General features: G+C 75.7%; 14 protein-coding genes. 9 read left to right on the top strand and 5 right to left on the bottom strand.

What is annotated here, in order from left to right; genetic code table 11:
- The first annotated feature begins 42 nt into the window (after positions 1-42).
- Genes WA616_RS23260 through WA616_RS23250 form a run of 3 tightly spaced genes read left to right on the top strand, consistent with a single transcriptional unit; the run spans position 43 to position 2,542 of the window.
- Positions 43-933, top strand: coding sequence for an ABC transporter substrate-binding protein (locus tag WA616_RS23260; protein WP_336033596.1), 891 nt, complete (start codon positions 43-45; stop codon positions 931-933).
- Entirely contained in the window at positions 894-1,802 is a 909-nt protein-coding gene (locus tag WA616_RS23255) for an amino acid ABC transporter permease (protein ID WP_217651143.1), read from the top strand. The genes WA616_RS23260 and WA616_RS23255 overlap by 40 nt, the downstream gene beginning before the upstream one ends.
- The gene (locus tag WA616_RS23250) at positions 1,799-2,542 is read left to right on the top strand and encodes an amino acid ABC transporter ATP-binding protein (protein WP_336033593.1); all 744 of its coding nucleotides are present in this window, start codon (positions 1,799-1,801) and stop codon (positions 2,540-2,542) included. The genes WA616_RS23255 and WA616_RS23250 overlap by 4 nt, the downstream gene beginning before the upstream one ends.
- Before the next feature lie 124 nt (positions 2,543-2,666).
- Here the strand turns inward: WA616_RS23250 and WA616_RS23245 are convergent, their stop codons facing one another.
- From WA616_RS23245 to WA616_RS23225, 5 genes are read right to left on the bottom strand one after another with little or no spacing between them, the layout of a single operon-like run.
- Positions 2,667-3,761 (bottom strand): bifunctional RNase H/acid phosphatase, encoded by a 1,095-nt coding sequence (locus tag WA616_RS23245; protein WP_336033591.1) that lies wholly within the window; start codon positions 3,759-3,761, stop codon positions 2,667-2,669.
- Complete coding sequence (locus WA616_RS23240; protein ID WP_336033589.1) at positions 3,758-4,498, bottom strand: zinc ribbon domain-containing protein; 741 nt, start codon at positions 4,496-4,498, stop codon at positions 3,758-3,760. The genes WA616_RS23245 and WA616_RS23240 overlap by 4 nt, the downstream gene beginning before the upstream one ends.
- 44 nt (positions 4,499-4,542) lie before the next feature.
- On the bottom strand, positions 4,543-6,195 hold the full coding sequence (gene mctP / locus WA616_RS23235) for a monocarboxylate uptake permease MctP (protein WP_336033588.1): 1,653 nt from the start codon (positions 6,193-6,195) through the stop codon (positions 4,543-4,545).
- Between the two features lie 3 nt (positions 6,196-6,198).
- On the bottom strand, positions 6,199-6,570 hold the full coding sequence (locus WA616_RS23230; protein WP_336033587.1) for a DUF3311 domain-containing protein: 372 nt from the start codon (positions 6,568-6,570) through the stop codon (positions 6,199-6,201).
- Positions 6,555-7,433 carry a Nif3-like dinuclear metal center hexameric protein gene (locus tag WA616_RS23225; RefSeq protein WP_336033586.1) on the bottom strand — a complete coding sequence of 293 codons (879 nt, stop codon included), beginning with the start codon at positions 7,431-7,433 and terminating at the stop codon, positions 6,555-6,557. Before WA616_RS23225 ends, WA616_RS23230 begins: the two co-directional genes overlap by 16 nt.
- 61 nt (positions 7,434-7,494) lie before the next feature.
- On the opposite strand from WA616_RS23225, the gene WA616_RS23220 reads away from it, so the two are divergent.
- The 6 genes from WA616_RS23220 (at position 7,495) to WA616_RS23195 (ending at position 18,389) form a co-directional block, all read left to right on the top strand.
- Positions 7,495-9,447, top strand: a complete 1,953-nt coding sequence (locus tag WA616_RS23220) for an FUSC family protein (RefSeq protein ID WP_336033584.1) — start codon at positions 7,495-7,497, stop codon at positions 9,445-9,447.
- 64 nt (positions 9,448-9,511) lie between these two features.
- Positions 9,512-10,504, top strand: coding sequence for an alpha/beta fold hydrolase (locus WA616_RS23215; RefSeq protein WP_336033582.1), 993 nt, complete (start codon positions 9,512-9,514; stop codon positions 10,502-10,504).
- A gap of 104 nt (positions 10,505-10,608) precedes the next feature.
- Positions 10,609-12,015 carry a WS/DGAT/MGAT family O-acyltransferase gene (locus tag WA616_RS23210; RefSeq protein WP_336033581.1) on the top strand — a complete coding sequence of 469 codons (1,407 nt, stop codon included), beginning with the start codon at positions 10,609-10,611 and terminating at the stop codon, positions 12,013-12,015.
- A gap of 39 nt (positions 12,016-12,054) precedes the next feature.
- On the top strand, positions 12,055-13,062 hold the full coding sequence (locus tag WA616_RS23205; protein ID WP_073419347.1) for an NAD-dependent epimerase/dehydratase family protein: 1,008 nt from the start codon (positions 12,055-12,057) through the stop codon (positions 13,060-13,062).
- A 129-nt stretch (positions 13,063-13,191) separates the two neighbouring features.
- Entirely contained in the window at positions 13,192-15,441 is a 2,250-nt protein-coding gene (locus tag WA616_RS23200; RefSeq protein WP_336033577.1) for a glycerol-3-phosphate 1-O-acyltransferase, read from the top strand.
- Positions 15,438-18,389 carry an HAD-IB family hydrolase gene (locus WA616_RS23195; RefSeq protein ID WP_336033576.1) on the top strand — a complete coding sequence of 984 codons (2,952 nt, stop codon included), beginning with the start codon at positions 15,438-15,440 and terminating at the stop codon, positions 18,387-18,389. The genes WA616_RS23200 and WA616_RS23195 overlap by 4 nt, the downstream gene beginning before the upstream one ends.
- The last annotated feature ends 6 nt before the right edge of the window (positions 18,390-18,395 follow it).

Below are 18,395 nucleotides of genomic sequence, written 5' to 3'. Positions count from 1 at the left end.
CTACGATTCCCGCGCCGCACCGACCTCAGCCAAGGGACCCCCATGCGCCGTCGCCCCCTCCCCCTCGTCCTGGCCGCCGCCACCACCCTCGCGGTCGTGGCCTGCGCCCCGCAGGAGGAGTCGACCGACGCCGGCACCTCCTCCGGCGGCGGCTCGGCCACCACCGGCGCCTGCACGCCCGACGAGCTCGACACCCTCGAGCCGGGCACCCTGACCGTCGCCACCGACCAGCCCGCCTACGAGCCGTGGATGGTCGACGACACCCCGGAGAACGGCGAGGGCTTCGAGTCCGCCGTCGCCTACGCCGTCGCCGAGCAGCTGGGCTACGCCGAGGACGACGTCACCTGGACCCGCGTGCCGTTCAACGCCGCCATCCAGCCCGGCCCGCGGCCCTTCGACTTCGACATCAACCAGTTCTCCATCACCGAGGAGCGCCGGCAGGCCGTCGACTTCTCCTCGCCGTACTACACGGTCAGCCAGGCGGTCATCACCACCGCCGGCTCCGCGGCCGACGGCGCGGCGAGCCTCGACGAGCTGCGCAGCCTGCGCCTCGGCGCCCAGGTGGCCACCACGAGCCTCGACGTCCTCACCACGGTGATCGACCCCGAGTCCGACCCGGTCGTGTTCAACACCAACGACGACGCCAAGCTCGCCCTGCAGAACGGCCAGGTGGACGCGATCGTCGTCGACCTGCCGACGGCCTTCTACATCACCGCCGCCGAGCTCGACAACGGCGTGATCGTCGGCCAGATCGAGGACTCGGGCGAGAGCTCCACGGCCGAGGGGGACTCCTTCGGCCTGCTCCTCGCCAAGGACAGCCCGCTCACCGACTGCGTCAGCCAGGCCGTCGACGCCCTGCGCGAGGACGGCACGCTCGCCGACCTCGAGCAGCAGTGGCTCTCCGACGTCGCCGACGCGCCCGTCCTGTCCTGAGCACCGTCCTCCCCGGCGGGGCGCTGCCCCCGCCGAGCGCGCTCGAGCTCGAGCGCCGGGCCTGGCGCACCCGCCGGGCCCGGCGCTCGACGCTGGTCGCGCTGGCCTCGACGCTGCTGTTCGCCGTCGTCGCCTACCTCGCGGTCACCCGCTCGCCGGGCTGGCCGCGGGTGCAGGCCACCTTCTTCTCGCCGTCGGCCGCGCTCGACGCGCTGCCGGAGATCGCCGAGGGGCTGCTGGTCAACCTGCAGGTGCTCGTCGTCGGCGGGCTGCTCGTGCTCCTCGTCGGGCTCGGCACCGCCGCGCTGCGGACCCTGCGCGGGCCGGCGTGGGCGCCGCTGCGGATCCTCGCGACGGTCTACGTCGACCTGTTCCGCGGCATCCCGCTGATCATCGTGCTGTACCTGGTCGGCTTCGGGTTCCCCGCGCTCGGCCTGCAGGGCGTGCCGACGTCGCCGTTCGTCCTCGGGACGGCGGCCATCGTGCTCGTCTACTCCGCCTACGTGGCCGAGGTGTTCCGGGCCGGCATCGAGTCGGTGCACCCCAGCCAGCGCGCCGCCGCCCGCTCGCTCGGCCTCACCCACCGCCAGACGATGCGGATCGTGGTGCTGCCGCAGGCGCTGCGCACGGTCACCCCGGCGCTGCTCAACGACTTCGTCGCGCTGCAGAAGGACGTCGGCCTGATCTCCGTGCTCGGCGCGATCGACGCCGTGCGCTCGGCGCAGATCCAGGTCGGGCAGACCTTCAACTTCACGCCCTACGTCGTCGCCGGGCTGCTGTTCGTGCTGCTCGCCGTCCCGTCGGCCCGGCTGGCCGACGCCGTCACCGCGCGGGCGCGCCGCCGCCAGCAGAGCGGATCGCTGCTGTGAGCGTCCTCGAGCTCCGGAACATCGTGAAGGCGTTCGGGTCGAACGTCGTGCTGCGCGGCGTGGACCTCGCCGTCGACGAGCACCGGGTGGTGGCGCTCATCGGCGGGTCGGGGTCGGGCAAGTCGACGCTGCTGCGCTGCGCGTCGCTGCTGGAGACCGTCGACGACGGCCAGGTCCTGCTCGACGGCGAGGACGTCACCGACCCCCGCGTCGACGCCGACCGGGTGCGCCGGCGCCTGGGCGTCGTCTTCCAGGCCTACAACCTCTTCCCCCACCTGTCGGTGCTCGACAACGTGACGCTCGCGCCGACCGCCGTGCACGGGCGGCCGCGGGCGGAGGCGGTCGAGGAGGCGCGCGGCCTGCTGGCGCGGATCGGGCTGGCCGACAAGGCCGCCGAGTACCCCGACCGGCTCTCTGGTGGCCAGCAGCAGCGGGTGGCGATCGTGCGGGCGCTCGCCGTCCGCCCGCGGGTGCTGCTGCTCGACGAGGTGACCAGCGCGCTGGACCCCGAGCTCGTCGGCGAGGTGCTCGCGCTGGTGCGCGAGGTGGCCGGTCAGGGCATGACGATCGTGATGGCCACCCACGAGATGGGCTTCGCCCGCCAGGTGGCCGACACGGTGGCCTTCCTCGACGGCGGGGTCCTGCTGGAGTCCGGCCCGCCGGCGCAGGTGCTCGGCGAGCCGGAGCACCCGCGCACGCGGCAGTTCCTCTCCCGGGTCATCGACGCGGGGAGGCTCTAGGAGCCGCAGGCGACTGCGGGGTCCCGGCGCGGGGGCCGGAGGCCTCCCGGCGGGTTCCCGCGGATGGGCTCAGCGCGACGGGAGGACGGCTCCTGGCCGCGGTGCGGTCCGGAGGACCGCAGTGTCACCGCAGGTGCGCGATGTCGTTGACGACGCGGACGGACGTGCGGCCGTCGGAGCTCCACGCGACCGTCGACAGCGACGCCGCCTCGAGGAATACCCGGTGGACCACCTCGTCGCCGACGCCGAGGCCCGCGGCGAGCATCAGCTTGATCGGCGTGACGTGGCTGACCAGCAGCACCGTCCTCCCGGCGTGCCGCTCGAGCAGCCGCGCCCGCGCCCGGGCCACCCGCCGCGACACGTCGGCGATCGACTCGCCGTTCGGCGCGGGCACCGTCACGTCGGACATGAACCGGCGCGCGGCCAGCGGGTGCCGCTGCTGGGCCTCGGCGCCGGTCAGCCCCTCGAGGTCGCCGAAGTCGAGCTCGACCAGGTCGTCGTCGAGGTCCACCGGCAGGCCGAGCGCGCCGGCGACGACCTCGGCGGTCTCCCGCGTCCGGCGCAGCGGCGAGGCGACGACGACCTCGATGCCGAGCTCCTTCGCCCGGACGGCGGCCGCCTCGGCCTCCGCGCGCCCGGTGGCCGACAGCGGCAGGTCGTTGCGGCCGCTGTAGCGGCGCTCGGGCGTGTGCTCGGTGCGCCCGTGCCGCAGCAGGTGCGTCACCGTGGTGACCGGCGGCGCGGGCTCGGCGGCCGGCTGGACGTCGTCCTCGACCACGGTCGGCTCGGCGGCGAGGTCGCGGTGCACGGGCCGGCCGTCCATCGCGCTGTTGGCCAGGGCGTCGGCGGCGCCGTTCTGCGCGCGCGGCACCCAGGTGTAGCGGACGCTGCCCAGGCGCCGGGCGATCTCGCGGGCCTGCACGGCCAGCTTCTGCATGTCGGGGTGCTTGATCTTCCAGCGCCCGGACATCTGCTCGACGACGAGCTTGGAGTCCATCCGGACCTCGACGTCGGCGCTCGCGTCCAGGTCGAGCGCCGCCTGCAGCCCGGCCACCAGCCCGCCGTACTCGGCCACGTTGTTCGTGGCCCGACCGACCGACGCCGCCCGCTCGGCGAGCACCCGCCCGGTGTCGGCGTCGCGCACCAGGGCGCCGTAGCCGGCCGGCCCCGGGTTGCCCCGCGAGCCGCCGTCGGCCTCGACGACGAACCGCCTGCTCACAGCCCGGACTCGGCGGTGCGGACCAGGATCCGGCCGCAGTTCTCGCAGCGCACCACCTCGTGCGGGTCGGCGTTGCGGACCGCGGCGAGCTCGCGGCCGTTGAGCTCGATGCGGCAGCCCTGGCACTGGCGGGCCTTGAGCATGGCCGCGCCGGTGGTGCCGGTCTGGGTGCGGATGCGGTCGTACAGCGTCAGCAGCGGGGCCGAGATGCCGGCGGCGACCTCGTCCCGCGCGGCCTGGTGCCGCGAGGTCGAGTCGGCGATGTCGGCGAGGGAGTCGTCGCGGAGCTGCTCGGCCCGCTCGCGGTCGGCGACGGCCGACGCCCGGCCGGTCTGCGCGGCGACCAGCGCGGCGTCGGCGGTCTCCCGGCGCTCCATCAGCTCGAGCACCTGGTCCTCCAGGTCGGACTGCCGCCGCCCCAGCGACTGCAGCTCCGACTGCAGCGAGGTGATCTCCTTCGGCGTCGCCGCCCCGGAGTCGATCCGGGACCGGTCGCGGTCGGCGCGCTGCCGGACGGTGTCGACGTCGCCCTCGAGCCGCTTCTGCTCCCGGTCGAGGTCGCGCACCTCGGTCTCCGCGCGGACCTCCGCCTCGGCGAAGGTCCGCTCGGACTCCAGCGCGGCCTCGACGGCGGCCGTCTCCGGCAGCGTCCGCTTCCGGTGGGCGAGCTGGGTGAGCGCGACGTCCTCGTCGGCCAGCGCCAGGAGCTTCTGCTGCTCGAAGTGGTCGGCCTTCACCAGGACAACCTACCGGGGCAACGCCCGGGCCCCCGGTCCTCCCGCTACCTGCGGGCCGCGCGCCTCCCCGTGCCCTGCTCCACCCCGGGCGGGGCGGACTCCAGCGGGTCGGGGAGCTCGCGGAACGTCGGGTCCTCGCGCTCGGCGGTGTAGTCGGCCGGCGCCGTCGCGTCGACGCCGTCGGACACCTTCATCGCCCGCAGGACCACGGTGACGAGCACGGCCACCAGCAGGTTGGCCAGCAGCGCGAGCAGCCCGGTGTAGACGCTGGAGGCGCTGTCGAGGCCGAGCTTGGACAGCGCGAACGACGAGCCGCCGAAGTGCTCGCGCACGACCGTGCCGTCCGGGCCCAGGCGCGGGATGTTGTAGAGCATCAGCAGGCCGGAGGCCATGCCGGCGAACCAGCCGGCGATGAGCCCGCCGCGGTGCAGCCAGCGGGTGTAGAGGCCCAGCGCCACCGCGGGCAGCGTCTGCAGGATGATCACGCCGCCGATGAGCTGCAGGTCGATGGAGAACTGCGGGTCGATGAACAGGATCGCCGCGACCGCGCCGAACTTGACCACCAGCGAGACGATCTTGGCGACCTGCGCCTCCTGCCGCGGGGTGGCGTCCCGCTTCAGGAACTCCTTGTAGATGTTGCGGGTGAACAGGTTCGCCGCGGCGATCGACATGATGGCCGCCGGCACCAGCGCGCCGATGCCGATGGCGGCGAACGCGACGCCGGCGAACCAGCTCGGGAACATCTCCTGGAACAGGACTGGCACGATCGTGTTGCCGTCCTCGCCGATCGGCGTGACCCCGGCGGCGATCGCCATGAAGCCCAGCAGCGCGATGAAGCCGAGCGCCAGGCTGTAGACCGGCAGCGCGCTCATGTTGCGCTTGAGCACGTCGCGGTTGCTGGCGGCCAGCACGCCGGTGAGCGAGTGCGGGTAGAGGAACAGCGCCAGCGCCGAGCCGAGGGCCAGCGTCGCGTACCCCAGCTGCCCGGTCGCCGGGAGGATGACCCCGGCTCCGGTGCCGGCGGAGAACTTCTCCTCGGCGGCGCCGAAGATGGCGTCCCAGCCGCCCAGCTTCACCGGGATGACGATGACCGCGACGATGATCGTCAGGTAGATCAGCGTGTCCTTGACGAACGCGATGAGCGCCGGCGCCCGCAGCCCGGAGTTGTAGGTGTAGAGCGCCAGGATCACGAACGCGACGATCAGGGGCAGCTCGCCCTCGACGCCCATCGCCTTGAGGATCGCCTCGATGCCGACCAGCTGGAGGGCGATGTAGGGCATCGTCGCGACGATCCCGGTGAGGGCGACCAGCAGCGCCAGGCCCGGGGAGTCGAACCGGGCGCGCACGAAGTCGGCCGGGGTGACGTAGCCGCGCACGTGGCTGACCGACCACAGCCGGATCACAACGAGGAAGACCAGCGGGTAGATGACCACCGTGTACGGGACGGCGAAGAAGCCGGCCGCGCCCGCGCCGAACATCAGCGCCGGGACGGCGACGAACGTGTAGGCGGTGTAGAGGTCACCACCGAGCAGGAACCAGGTGACCCAGGTGCCGAAGTTGCGCCCGCCCAGGCCCCACTCGTCGAGGTGCATGAGGCTCTCCGCCCGTCGCCAGCGCGAGGCGACGAACCCCAGCACCGTGACGACGACGAAGAAGAAGATGACGATCGACAGCTCGACGACGTTGACCCCGTCCACGGCTCAGCGCCCCCCGTCCCGGTCGGTGTCGCGCGGCGTCGTGCCCCGCGCGGTGGTGTCGCGTGCAGTGGTGTCCCGCGGCGTCGTGTCCCGCGCGACCGCGGCGCGAGCGGCGGCCTGCTCGGCCGGGCTGCGCCGGGTGGCCCGGTAGACGACCACGGTGGTCAGCACGCCGAGGGCGACGAACAGCAGCTGCACCCAGTAGAAGAACGGCCAGCCGAACAGCGTCGGCTCCACGCGGTTGAACAGCGGGACGAGCAGCGGCACCACGATCGGCACCAGCAGCAGCCAGTTCCACGGGCTGCGGTCGCTGCGCACCGGCGCCCCGTCGGTCCCCCGCGGTGCGCCCGCGGGCGGTGTCACTGCGCTGGCCATGCGTCCCCTCCTCGTCCACCGGCCGGTCGGGCCGGGTCGTCCCCCGTGCGCGGGCCCCGGTGCACCGTCCACGGATCGGTGCGCAGCCGCGACGCGGCCACCGAGACCCTGCCCGACAGGTCCCCGGCCAGCACGTCGGCGGCCACGGGCACCCAGGGCCACTCGGAGGCGAAGTGTGCCACGTCACAGACCGCGGGCCCGGCCGACTCCCGGGACTCCGACACGGGGTGGTGCCGCAGGTCGCTGGTGAGCAGGACGTCGGCGCGGGCGGCCGCGGCGGCCGGGAGCAGCGAGCCGCCGCTGCCCCCGCAGACGGCGACCGTGCGCACCGGCCGGTCCGGGTCCCCGGCCGCGCGGACGCCGCCCTCGGTGGCGGGCAGCACCGCCGCGGCGAGCGCGGCGAACCCCGCCAGCGTGGTCGGCTCCGGCAGCTCCCCCACCCGGCCGAGCCCCTGCCGCGAACCCGGGGCCACCGGCTCCAGCGGCCGGGTGCCGGTCAGCCCGAGGACGGCGGCCAGCGCGTCGTTGACCCCGACGTCGGCGGCGCGGTCGGCGTTGGTGTGCGCGACGAACAGCCCGCACCCCGCCCGGACCAGCCGGTGCACCAGCCGCCCCTTCGGGTCGCCGGCGGGGACGCCGTGCACCGCGGTGAGGAACAGCGGGTGGTGGGTGACGAGCAGCTGCGCGCCGGTGTCGATCGCCTCGTCGACGACGGCCGCCACCGGGTCGACGGCGACGAGCACGCGCCCGACCGGCTCGGCCGGGTCGCCGCACACGAGCCCGACGGCGTCCCAGCCCTCGGCCAGCGCCGGGTCGTAGCGGGCCTCCAGCGCGGCGACGACCTCGCCCAGGGTGGCGGTCACGGGCGCCGACCCTAGGTGCGCCGCCCCGGCCCTCCGCCCGCCGGGTGGCAGGCTCGGTCCCGTGGCGGACAGGTCGCTGCGCGCACCCGCGTGGCTCGAGGAGCTGGTGCGCACCTCGCCGCCGCCGGTGCCGTGGCGCGACGTCGCCCGCTTCGCCGTCGCGGTGCCCGCGCCGCTGGCCGTGGCGCTGCTCGTCGGCGGCCAGCACGCCCTGGGCGCCGGCGTCTTCGGCACCACCGGCGCGCTCGCCGCCACCCTCGCCCCGCAGGGCGGGCCGCTGCGCGACCGGCTGCGGCGCACCGCGGCCGCGGTCGGCTTCGGCGCCGTCGGGCTCGTGGCGGGGCAGTACGCCAGCGGCGGCGGGGTGCTGCCCGTCCTGGTGGTCGCGCTGCTGGCGGCCGCGGCGGCGCTGATCAGCGCGGTCAACTCGGCGATGTCGCTGGGCGCGCTCCAGCTGCTCGTCTACACCGCGCTCGCGTCGGGCCTGGTCACCTCGCTGCCGGCGGAGGCGGAGGTGGCGTTCTTCGCCGCGGGCGCCGGGTGGGCGACGCTCCTGACGCTCGTGCAGGCCGCGACCGATCCCGCCGACCCCGACCGCACCGCGGTGGCCGCCGTCCTCACCCGGATCGCCGGGCTGCTCACCGCCGTCGGCACCGACGGCGCCGACGGCGCCCGCCGCGAGCTCACCACCGCCCTGAACGCCGCCTACGACCGGGTGATCCGCACCCGCAGCCTCGCCGCCGGACGCAACCGGGAGCTCGCGGAGCTGGCCGGCGTCCTCAACGCCACCGCGCCGCTGGTGGAGGCCGCCGTCGCCTCGGCCCGGGCGGGCGTGCACGCCGACCCGCACGACGTCACCGCGGTGCACGCGCTGGCCGCGGCCGTCACCGGCGGCCGCTCGCTGCCGCCCGACCGGCCCCCGGCGCTGGAGGAGGGCCCGCCCCAGCGGCGCGCGGTCCGGCACGGGGTGCGGCTGGCGTGGGCGGTGGTCGGCGACCCCGAGGAGCGGGCCGGCGCCGCCGTCGCCCAGGACCGCCCGCCGTGGCGCGAGCGGCTGCGCGACGTCGCCGACCGCACCCTCGGCAGCCCCGACACGCGCGACTTCGCGCTGCGCCTCGTGCTGTGCATGACGATCGCCGAGGTCGCCCGCCAGCTGCTGCCCATCGAGCGGCCCTACTGGGTGCTGCTCACCGTGGCGATCGTGCTCAAGCCCGACTTCGGGTCGGTGTTCACCCGCGCGGTGCAGCGCGGCGCGGGCACGCTGCTCGGCGTCCTCATCGGCTCGCTGCTGCTGTCGGTGCTGCCCGGCAACGCCTGGGTGGTCGCGGCGATGGCCGTCGGCGCCGGGCTGCTGCCGTGGGCTCGGGGCGCGAACTTCGGCCTGTTCTCGGTGTTCCAGACGCCGGTGATCATCCTGCTGCTCGACCTCGCCGTGCCGGGCGGGCCGGGGCTGGTCGGCGCCCGGCTGGTCGACACCCTCATCGGCTGCGCGATCGTGCTGGTCGCCGGCTACCTGCTCTGGCCGCAGACCTGGCGGGCGCCGCTGGACGAGGCGATGCGCGCGGCCGCCCTCGCCCTCGACGAGTTCGTCGGCGCCGCGTTCGGCGAGGACGCCGTCGTCCGGCGGCGGGCGCGCCGGCGGGCCTACCGGGCGCTCACCGAGCTGCACACCCAGCTGCAGCGGCGGCTGGCCGAGCCGCCGCCGATCAGCACGCGCGCCGGGGCGTGGTGGCCGGTGATCGTGCAGCTGGAGCGGACGGCCGACGCCGTCACCGAGGCGGTCATCGCCGTCCGGCACGGCGGGCACTCCCCCGACCCGGCGCAGGTGGCGGTGCTGCGGCGCGCCCTGCGCGAGCTGGAGGACGACGTCCGCGCGCACCGGCCGCCCGACGACGCGGAGATCCACGCCGACGGCGTCCTCGCCCCGGTGGCGCGCGAGGTCGACGCCGCCCGCCGGCTCGTGCGCGACGCCGCCCCGGGCAAGCGGCCGGAGACGACGGCCCCGGGCGGCTGAGGGGCCTCTGTCGTCCTATCGGCCCCCGGTCGCCGCCCGCGGGGACCTGCGTTGTCATGGACGGATGCCGCGCCGCCGCCGGGCCACCCCGCCCGCGCCCCGCATCCCGATCGTCCCGGGCACCGGCGGTCCCCCGCCGCCGGGCTCGCGCACCGTCCGCACCGACGACGGCGTCGACCTGCACGTGGAGTTCGACGGCACCGAGGACGCGCCGGTCACCGTCGTCTTCTGCCACGGCTTCACCGCCCGCCTGGGCGAGTGGCAGCTGCAGCGCGAGGCCGTCCGCGACCGCGCCCGCCTGGTGCTGTGGGACCACCGCGGCCACGGCCGGTCGAGCTGGGCCGACCCGACGACGGCGACCATCGACCGCACCGCCCGCGACCTCGGCCAGGTGCTCGACGCCGTCGTCCCCGCCGGGCAGCCGGTCGTGCTCGCCGGGCACTCGATGGGCGGCATGACCGTCATGGCCTATGCCCGGCAGCGGCCGCAGGAGATCGGCACCCGCGTCGTCGGCGCCTTCCTGCTGGCCACCTCCGCGGGCGGCCTGGTGTCCGAGGGCCTGCTCGGCGCGGCCGTGGGGCTGATGCGCCGGCTGCACCTGCTCCCGCTCTACCTGTGGTGGCTGCGGCTGCTCGCCCCGTTCCTCGAGCGCCACCGCCGCCGCGGCACCCGGATCGGCCGCCGCGCCATGCGGACGTACCTCTTCGGCCGCGACGACGCGACGCCCGAGGCCGTCCGCGTGGTGCAGGACATGCTCGAGGAGACGCCGCTGACGGTGACCATGGCCTTCTACGGCACCTTCCTCGACCACGACGAGACCACGGCGCTGCCGGTGCTCGGCCGGGTCCCCACCGCCGTCGTCGCCGCGGAGTACGACCGGCTCACCCCCGCCGCCCACGGCCGCCGGCTGGCCGAGCTGCTCGGGCCCGGCTGCGAGCTCGTCGTCGTCCCGGGGGCCGGGCACAGCGTGAACCTGACCCGCACGTCCGTGGTGGACGAGGCCCTGGTCGCGCTGCTCGACCGGGTGGCGGCCGGGGACGCCCGCCGGGCGGGCTGACGACGCGCCGTCCTACTGTGTCCGGCACCACAGCACGGGGTTCGGCCGGCCGGTCGGTGGACACAGGACCGGACGGAACAGTCTCGACCAGCGAAGGAGCGACCGTGGACCGCCTGAGCTCCACCGACGCCGGCTTCTACTACGCCGAGAGCGAGAACGCGCCGCTGCACGTGGGGTCGGTCGCGGTCTTCGAGGGCCCGGCGCCCTCCTACGGCGACCTCGTGCGGCTGCTGCTCAGCAAGCTGCCCCAGGTGCCGCGCTACCGGCAGCGGGTGCGCGAGGTGCCGCTGAACCTGGGCCGGCCGCTGTGGGTCGACGACCCGCACTTCCAGATCCTCTACCACGTCCGGCACACCGCCCTGCCCAAGCCCGGCGGCCAGGAGCAGCTGCGCAACCTCGCGGGGCGCGTGCTCGGCCAGCGCCTGGACATGGCCAAGCCCCTGTGGGAGGTGTGGCTGGTCGAGGGCCTGGAGGACGACCGGTGGGCGATCATCTCCAAGGTCCACCACTGCATGGTCGACGGCGTCGCCGGCACCGACCTGATGCAGGTCATGTTCGACCTCGACCCGAACGCCGAGCACCCCGCGCCGCGCGACTGGTCGCCGCAGCGCACCCCCTCGGGCCTCGCGATGGCCGCCGGCGCGGTGGCCGAGACGATGACGGCGCCGCTGCGCCAGCTGACCTCGCTGCCCGGCCCGGAGGCGGTCTCCCACGGCGCGAAGGGCCTGGTGTCCAGCGCCCGCGCCGCGGCCGCGAGCCTGCCCACGCTCGCCCGCCAGGCGCTCACCCCGCTGGCCCGCACGCTGACCGGACCGATCGGCCCGCACCGGCGGTGGGCGTGGTCGGACGCGGAGCTCGCCGAGATCAAGGCGGCCCGCGCGGGACTCGGCGGCACGGTCAACGACGTCGTCCTCACCGCCATCACCCGCGGCTTCCGCGACCTGCTGCAGGGCCGCGGCGCGCTCGGCGGGGACACGGTCGTGCGCACGATGGTCCCGATCTCGGTGCGCCGGGAGGACGAGCGCGGGTCGCTCAACAACCAGGTGACGGCGGTCTTCGTCGACCTGCCCGTGGGCGAGCCCGACCCCGTGGCCCGGCTGGCGTCCATCCGGCGCCAGATGGACGAGTACAAGAAGACGATGCAGGCCGTCGACGCCCGCTCGATCATCGCGATGGGCGACTACATGGCCCCGACGCTGCTCGCGCTCGGCGTGCGGGCGGCGGCCTCGGCCGGCCAGCTGTGGTGCCAGGCGGTGACCACCAACGTGCCCGGCCCCCGGGTGCCGCTGTACGTGCTCGGCAGGCGGATGGTCTCCGCGCACCCGTACGTCCCCATCGGCGGCGGCACCCGGATCTCGATCGGCATCTTCAGCTACCTGACCTCGATGACGTTCGGGATCAACGCCGACTTCGACGCCTTCCCCGACCTCGACGTCCTCTCCGACGGCATCCGGCGGGGCCTCGACGAGCTGGTGGGCCTCGCCGCCCAGCCCGCGGCGGCGAGCAGGTGACCCGGTTCACCTCCGGAGGGGTCGGGTAGCGGAACCGTCGTGACCGCTCCGCAGACCGACCTCACCGTCGCCGTCACCGGCCCCACCGGCACCTTCGGCGAGGGCCTCGTGCCCCTGCTCCAGACCGACGACCGGGTGCGCCGGGTCGTGGGCATCGCCCGCCGACCGTTCGACCCGGCCGCCCGCGGCTGGACGAAGATGGAGTACCGGCGGGGCGACGTCCGCGACGCCGGCGCGCTGCGCGAGGCCTTCGCCGGCGCCGACGTCGTCGTGCACCTGGCGTTCCTCATCACCGGCAACGCCTCCCGGCAGACCACCCGCGCGATCAACGTCGACGGCACGCTCAACGCCTTCCGGGCCGCCGCGGCCGCCGGCGCGGAGCGGTTCGTCTACGCCTCCTCGGTGGCCGCCTACGGCTTCCACGCCGACAACCCCGTCGGCATGACCGAGGAGTGGCCGGTCCGGCCGGCGTCGCGGCTGTTCTACGCGCAGGAGAAGGCCGAGCTCGAGCACCTGCTCCAGGAGGAGGCGGCGAGGCACCCGGAGATCGGGCTCTACCTGCTGCGCCCGCCGGTGGTGCTCGGCCCGCACACGCTCGGCGCCAAGGACGTCCTGCCGGGCCCGCTGGCGCCGCTCGGCCGGCGCCTCGCCGAGCAGTCCACCCGCCGGCTGCCGGTCCCGGTGCCGGTGGCGGTGCCCGCCCTGCCGCTGCAGTTCATCCACGAGGACGACGTCGGCTCCGCGCTGCTGCAGTGCGTCGTCGCCGCCGGCCCGCCCGGGGCCTACAACATCGCCGGCGACGGCGTGCTGACCGCCGCGGACGTCGCCCGCGAGTACGGCGCGCTGCCCCTGCCGCTGCCCGCTGCGCCGGCCCAGCTCGCCGCGCGGGCCGTGGCGCGGCTGCCGTTCCTGCCGCCGGTGGCCGAGTGGGTGGAGGCGGCGAGCCATCCGGCGATCATGGACACCACCAAGGCCCGCGAGCAGCTGGGCTGGCGCCCGAACTACTCCGGGCTGGAGGCGCTGCGGGCCACGCTCCGATCAGGGTGAGGGGCCTTCTCCCCGCGGCGCCGGACCGGCAGGCTCGGCGTCCCCCGGGCGTGAGCGAGCTGCCGCCGGCCGTCGACACGAAGCGTGCAGCAACGAGCGATCCCGGGTGAGCCCCGGAGAGAGGTGCGCATGACCCCGCCGCTGGACACCGACGTCCCGCTGATCGTGCTGACCGACGTGGGCAGCGAGGTGGAGCGCCGGCTGGTGGCCGACGCCCTGCCCGCCGACCCCGGGCGCGCCACCGTGCTGCCGCTGCACGGCGAGGCGCTGGCCGGCCCGCTCGCCGACGCCTCCCCCGACACCGTGGTGACGGCGGTGCGCGTCGCCTGGTCCGGCCGGCGCCCCGCCGCGCCCGGCCGCCGCGCGGGCACCCGCCGCCGGCTGCACGACGCCCGGCCCTCGCTGCTGCGCCGCCCGCCCGCGGCGCTGCAGGCCGCCGCGCTGCGCCGCGACCCCGACCGGGCGCGGGTCGTCGTCGCCGAGCCCGCCACCGTGGCCGAGCTGCGCGAGCGCTGGGACGGCACCGGCGACGTCGCCGCCTTCATCGCCCACCAGGCCGCGCTCGCGCTCGACCGCGCCGAGCGGCTGGTGGTCGGCGACCGCGCCAAGGTGCCGCGGCACGTCGCCGAGGCGATCCAGTACAGCCCGGAGTTCCGCGCCGAGGTGGCCGCGCTGGCCGACCGGCTGGAGCGCCCCGAGGAGGAGGTCACCGCCGAGGCGGTCGAGGACCTGCGCGGGCTGGTCGCGGCGATGGACCCGGTCGCCGTCGAGCTGTTCACCGGGCTGCTGCGGCCGGTGCACGCCCGCGCCTGGGACGTGCAGGCCGACACCGCCCGCCTCGACGACCTGCGCGAGCTCAACCGCCGGCACCCGCTGGTGTTCCTCCCCAGCCACCGCTCCTACGTCGACCCGCTCGTGCTCGCCGACGTGCTCGCCGCCCACGACTTCCCGCGCAACCACGTCCTCGGCGGGGACAACCTGCGCTTCTGGCCGGTCGGCCCGATCGCCAAGCGCGCCGGGCTGGTCTTCATCCGCCGCAGCTTCGGCGACGACCAGGTCTACAAGCTCGCCGTCCGCGAGTACTTCGCCTTCCTGCTGGCCAAGCGGTTCAACCTCGAGTGGTACATGGAGGGCGGCCGGTCGCGCACCGGCAAGCTGCGCCCGCCCCGCCACGGGCTGCTGCGCTTCGTCGCCGACGCCGTCGAGCGGGGCCGGGTGGAGGACGCCTACGTCGTCCCCGTCTCGATCACCTACGACCAGCTGCGCGAGGTCACCGGCATGGCCGCCGAGCAGGGCGACGCGGCCAAGCGCGGCGAGGGCCTGTCGTGGATGGCGTCCTACATCCGCGAGCAGGTGCGCACCCCGCTGGGCACGGTGCACGTCGGGTTCGCCGAGCCGATCTCCCTGGCCGCGGCGCTGCGCGGCGGCGCCGACCCGGCCGACCCCGACGCCCGCCGGCTCACTCTGCAGAAGGTGGCCTTCCAGGTCGCCGTCGGCATCAACGCCGTCACCCCGGCGACGGCGACCGCGCTGGTCACCCTGGCGCTGCTCGGCGTCCGCGACCGGGCGCTCACCCTCGCGCAGGTGCAGCGGGTGCTCGAGCCGCTGCTGGCCTATCTCACCGCGACCGGCCGGCCGCACTCCGGCGCCGCGCTGCACACCCCGCGCGGCGTGCGCCACGTGCTCGGCGCGCTGGCGCAGCAGGGCGTCGTCACCGTCTACGAGGGCGGCGAGGAGCCGGTCTACGCCATCGAGCGCGGCCAGCACCTGGTGGCCGCCTTCTACCGCAACAGCGCCATCCACCACGTCGTCGACCGGGCGATCGCCGAGCTGGTCATGCTGCGCGACCCGGTCGACCGCTGGGAGGAGGCGGGCCGGCTGCGCAAGCTGCTGGAGTTCGAGTTCTTCTTCCCCGAGCGGGAGGCCTACCGGGAGCGGCTGACCGCCGAGCTCGAGCGGCTCAATCCGCACTGGGAGACCGCCGACGGCCGCGAGGTGCTCTGCGGCGCCCCCCTGCTGCTCGCCCACCGGGTGCTGCGCTCGTTCGTCGACGCGCAGCTCGTCGTCGCCGAGCGGCTGGCCGCCCGCGACCCGCGCACCCCCGTGGTGCAGGCCGACTTCCTCGCCGAGTGCAGCGGCGTGGGTCAGCAGATGCTGCTGCAGGGCCGGCTGCACGGGCCGGAGTCGCTCTCCCGCGAGCTGTTCGCCAGCGCGCTTCAGCTGGCCGCCAACCTCGACCTCGTCGACCCCGGCCGCGAGGAGCTGGCCCGCCGCCGCCAGGAGTGGGCCGCTCAAGTCCGGGACGTCGTGAGCCGAGTAGGAGTGATCGACGAGTTGGACGCCGCGGCGCGGCGCGAGAACGTGGGGGTGGAGCCGTGACCGACGGCGGGACGACGCCGGCCGGCGGGCTGGGCGCGCAGGCCGCGGCCATGGCCCGGACGAACGTGTGGACCGAGGAACAGCTGGTCGCGGACGTGGAGTCCGCCCCGCCGGGCCCGCGGATCGGCGCGTTCTTCGACTTCGACGGCACCGTCATCGACGGCTACTCGCTCGCGGCCTTCGCCCGCCACCACCTGCGCTCGCTGGAGGTGACGCCGAACTCGTTGGGCGAACTGCTGCTCAACGGCCTGCGCGGCGTCACCACCGAGGAGGACTTCGAGCGGTTCACCGTGGCCGGCATGCGGGCGTGGGCCGGGCGCAGCGAGGACGAGCTGCTCGAGCTCGGCGAGCGGCTGTTCGTGCAGGGCATCGCCGGCTCGCTGTACCCGGAGGCGTGGCGGCTGGTCACCGCGCACCTCAACGCCGGGCACACCGTCGTCCTGGCCTCCTCGGCCACCCGCTTCCAGGTGGAGCCAGCCGCCCGCGCGCTCGGCGTCGAGCACGTGCTCGTCTCCCCCGTCGAGATCGTCGACGGCGTGTGCACCGGCCGGCCCGGCGGGCCGCTGCTGTGGCGCAAGGGCAAGGCCGCCGCCGTGCGCGCCTTCGCCGAGGAGCACGGCATCGACCTGCTGCAGAGCTACGCGTACTCCAACGGCGACGAGGACGTGCCCTTCCTGCGCACCGTCGGGCGGGCCCGCGCGCTCAACCCCGGACGCGGGCTCGTCGCCGCCGCACGGCACTACTCGTGGCCGGTGGCCCGCTTCCGGCGCCGCGGGAGCACCTCGCCGGTCGACCTCGCCCGCACCGTGGCGGGGATCGGCGGCATGCTGGGCGGGTTCGCCACCGGCGTCGCGGTGGGCGCGCTGGGCGGCTCCCGGCGGGAGGCGGTCGACCTCGGCATCACCCTGGCGGGCGAGCTCGGCAGCGCGATCGCCGGCGTCCGGGTCGACGTGCAGGGCGCCGAGCACCTGGCCACCCGGCCGGCGGTGTTCCTGTTCAACCACCAGAGCCAGCTCGACGTCCTGGTGCTCGCCAAGATGCTGCGCGGCGGGTTCACCGCCGTCGCGAAGAAGGAGCTGGCCCACACCCCCGGCTTCGGCCTGGCCTTCCGCCTCGCCGACGTCGCCTTCGTCGACCGCGCCGACTCCGGGCAGGCCCGCAGGGCGCTCGAGCCCGCGGTGCAGCGCCTGCGCGACGGCATCTCGCTGGTCATCGCGCCCGAGGGGACACGGTCGGTCACCCCGACGCTCGGCCCGTTCAAGAAGGGCGCCTTCCACGTCGCCATGCAGGCCGGCGTCCCGATCGTGCCGATCGTGCTGCGCAACACCGGCGAGCTGATGTGGCGCGGGGCCACCACGGTCTCCCCCGGCGTCGTCCAGGTGCGGGTGCTGCCCCCGATCCCCACCGAGGGCTGGACGGCCGAGGAGATCGGCGACCGGGTGGCCGAGGTGCACGACCTGTACGTGCGCACGCTCGCCGACTGGGGCGGCCGCGCCGAGCGCCCGGTGGTCAGCGAGGAGCCCACCGCCGGGCAGCCCGCGGCCGTGCCCGCCACCCCGCTGGACTGGGGCAGCGCGCCGGAGATGAACCCGCTGGAGACGGCGATGTGGCGCGCGGAGGTGGCCGACCCTCGGCTGCGCGCCAACGTCGCCCTCCTCGAGCTGCTGGACCCGGCGCCGGACTGGGAGCGGCTGCGCGCCGCGCACGAGTGGGCCTCGCGGATGGTGCCGCGGATGCGCCAGCGCGTCGTCGAGCCGGCGCTGGGCATCGGCACGCCGCGCTGGGTGACCGTCGACGAGCTCGACCTCGACGCGCACGTGCACCGGGTGCGGCTGGAGGAGCCGGGCTCGATGCGGCAGCTGCTCGACGTCGTCGGGGAGTTCGTGTCCGCGCCGCTGGACCGCGACCGGCCGCTGTGGCAGGTGCTGTACGTCGAGGGGCTGGCCGACGGGCGGGCCGGCTACGTCGTCAAGACCCACCACAGCACCACCGACGGCCTCGGCGCCGTGCAGCTCATGGGGAAGCTGCACAGCCGCACCGCCGAGCACGACCCCGTGCGGCCCGAGCCGCCGGTGCCGCTGCCCGGCGACGGCGTGTCCCGCACCGGCCTGCTCACCGAGCAGCTGGTCGGCACCGCCCGCTCGGCGCCGCTCGCGGTGCTGCGCCGCGGCGTCGAGGCGCTGACCACCGGCGCCCGGCCGTGGGAGGTCGTCACCTCCGCGCTGGGCTCGGCCCGCTCGGCGTCGCGCACGCTGCAGCCGCCGGGACCGGGCTCGGACCTGCTCGCCCCGCGCGGCGGCGGCTGGCACCTGGAGGTGCTCGAGGTGCCGCTGGCCGACCTCAAGGCGGGCGCGAAGGCGGCCGGCGGGTCGCTCAACGACGGCTTCCTCGCCGCGATGGTCGGCGGGTTCCGCCGCTACCACCAGCGGCACGGCGCGCCGCTGGGCACGCTGACCGTCGGCATCCCGATCAGCCTGCGCTCGCAGGACGCGCCCGAGGGCGGCAACCGGTTCACCGGCGCCCGCTTCCCCGCCCCGCTGGAGGAGGCCGACCCGGCCGCCCGCGTCCGGGCGATCCGGGAGTTCGTCCTCTCGGTGCGCGGCGACAGCGGCTCCGGCGTGCTCAACGACCTGCTCGCGCCCACGCTCAGCTGGCTGCCCGCGCCGGTGATCGGGGCGGTGTCGGGGCGGTTGACCAGCGCCAACGACGTCCAGATCTCCAACGTGCCCGGCGTCGCGCACCCCGTGTACATCGCCGGCTCGCGGATCACCCGGATGTTCCCGTTCGGCCCGCTGCCGGGCTGCGCGGCGATGATCACGCTGCTGTCGCACGAGACCCAGTGCTGCATCGGCATGAACCTCGACGCGGCCGCCGTCACCGACCCGGCGGGCCTGGTCGCCGACCTGCAGGCGGGCCTCGACGAGGTGGTGGCCCTGGGCCGGGGCTGACGCCGC

It is taken from the genome of Geodermatophilus sp. FMUSA9-8, assembly GCF_037034165.1.
Lineage (GTDB): Bacteria > Actinomycetota > Actinomycetes > Mycobacteriales > Geodermatophilaceae > Geodermatophilus > Geodermatophilus nigrescens.
Note: the sequence above shows the minus strand (reverse complement) of the source record. Positions and strands in the feature narration are given on the sequence as shown.

Coding starts and splice junctions, on each gene's coding strand:
- WA616_RS23260 (WP_336033596.1), top strand. CDS start 43: ATGCGCCGTCGCCCCCTCCCCCTCGTCCTGGCCGCCGCCACCACCCTC.
- WA616_RS23230 (WP_336033587.1), bottom strand. CDS start 6,570: ATGGCCAGCGCAGTGACACCGCCCGCGGGCGCACCGCGGGGGACCGAC.
- WA616_RS23215 (WP_336033582.1), top strand. CDS start 9,512: ATGCCGCGCCGCCGCCGGGCCACCCCGCCCGCGCCCCGCATCCCGATC.
- WA616_RS23200 (WP_336033577.1), top strand. CDS start 13,192: ATGACCCCGCCGCTGGACACCGACGTCCCGCTGATCGTGCTGACCGAC.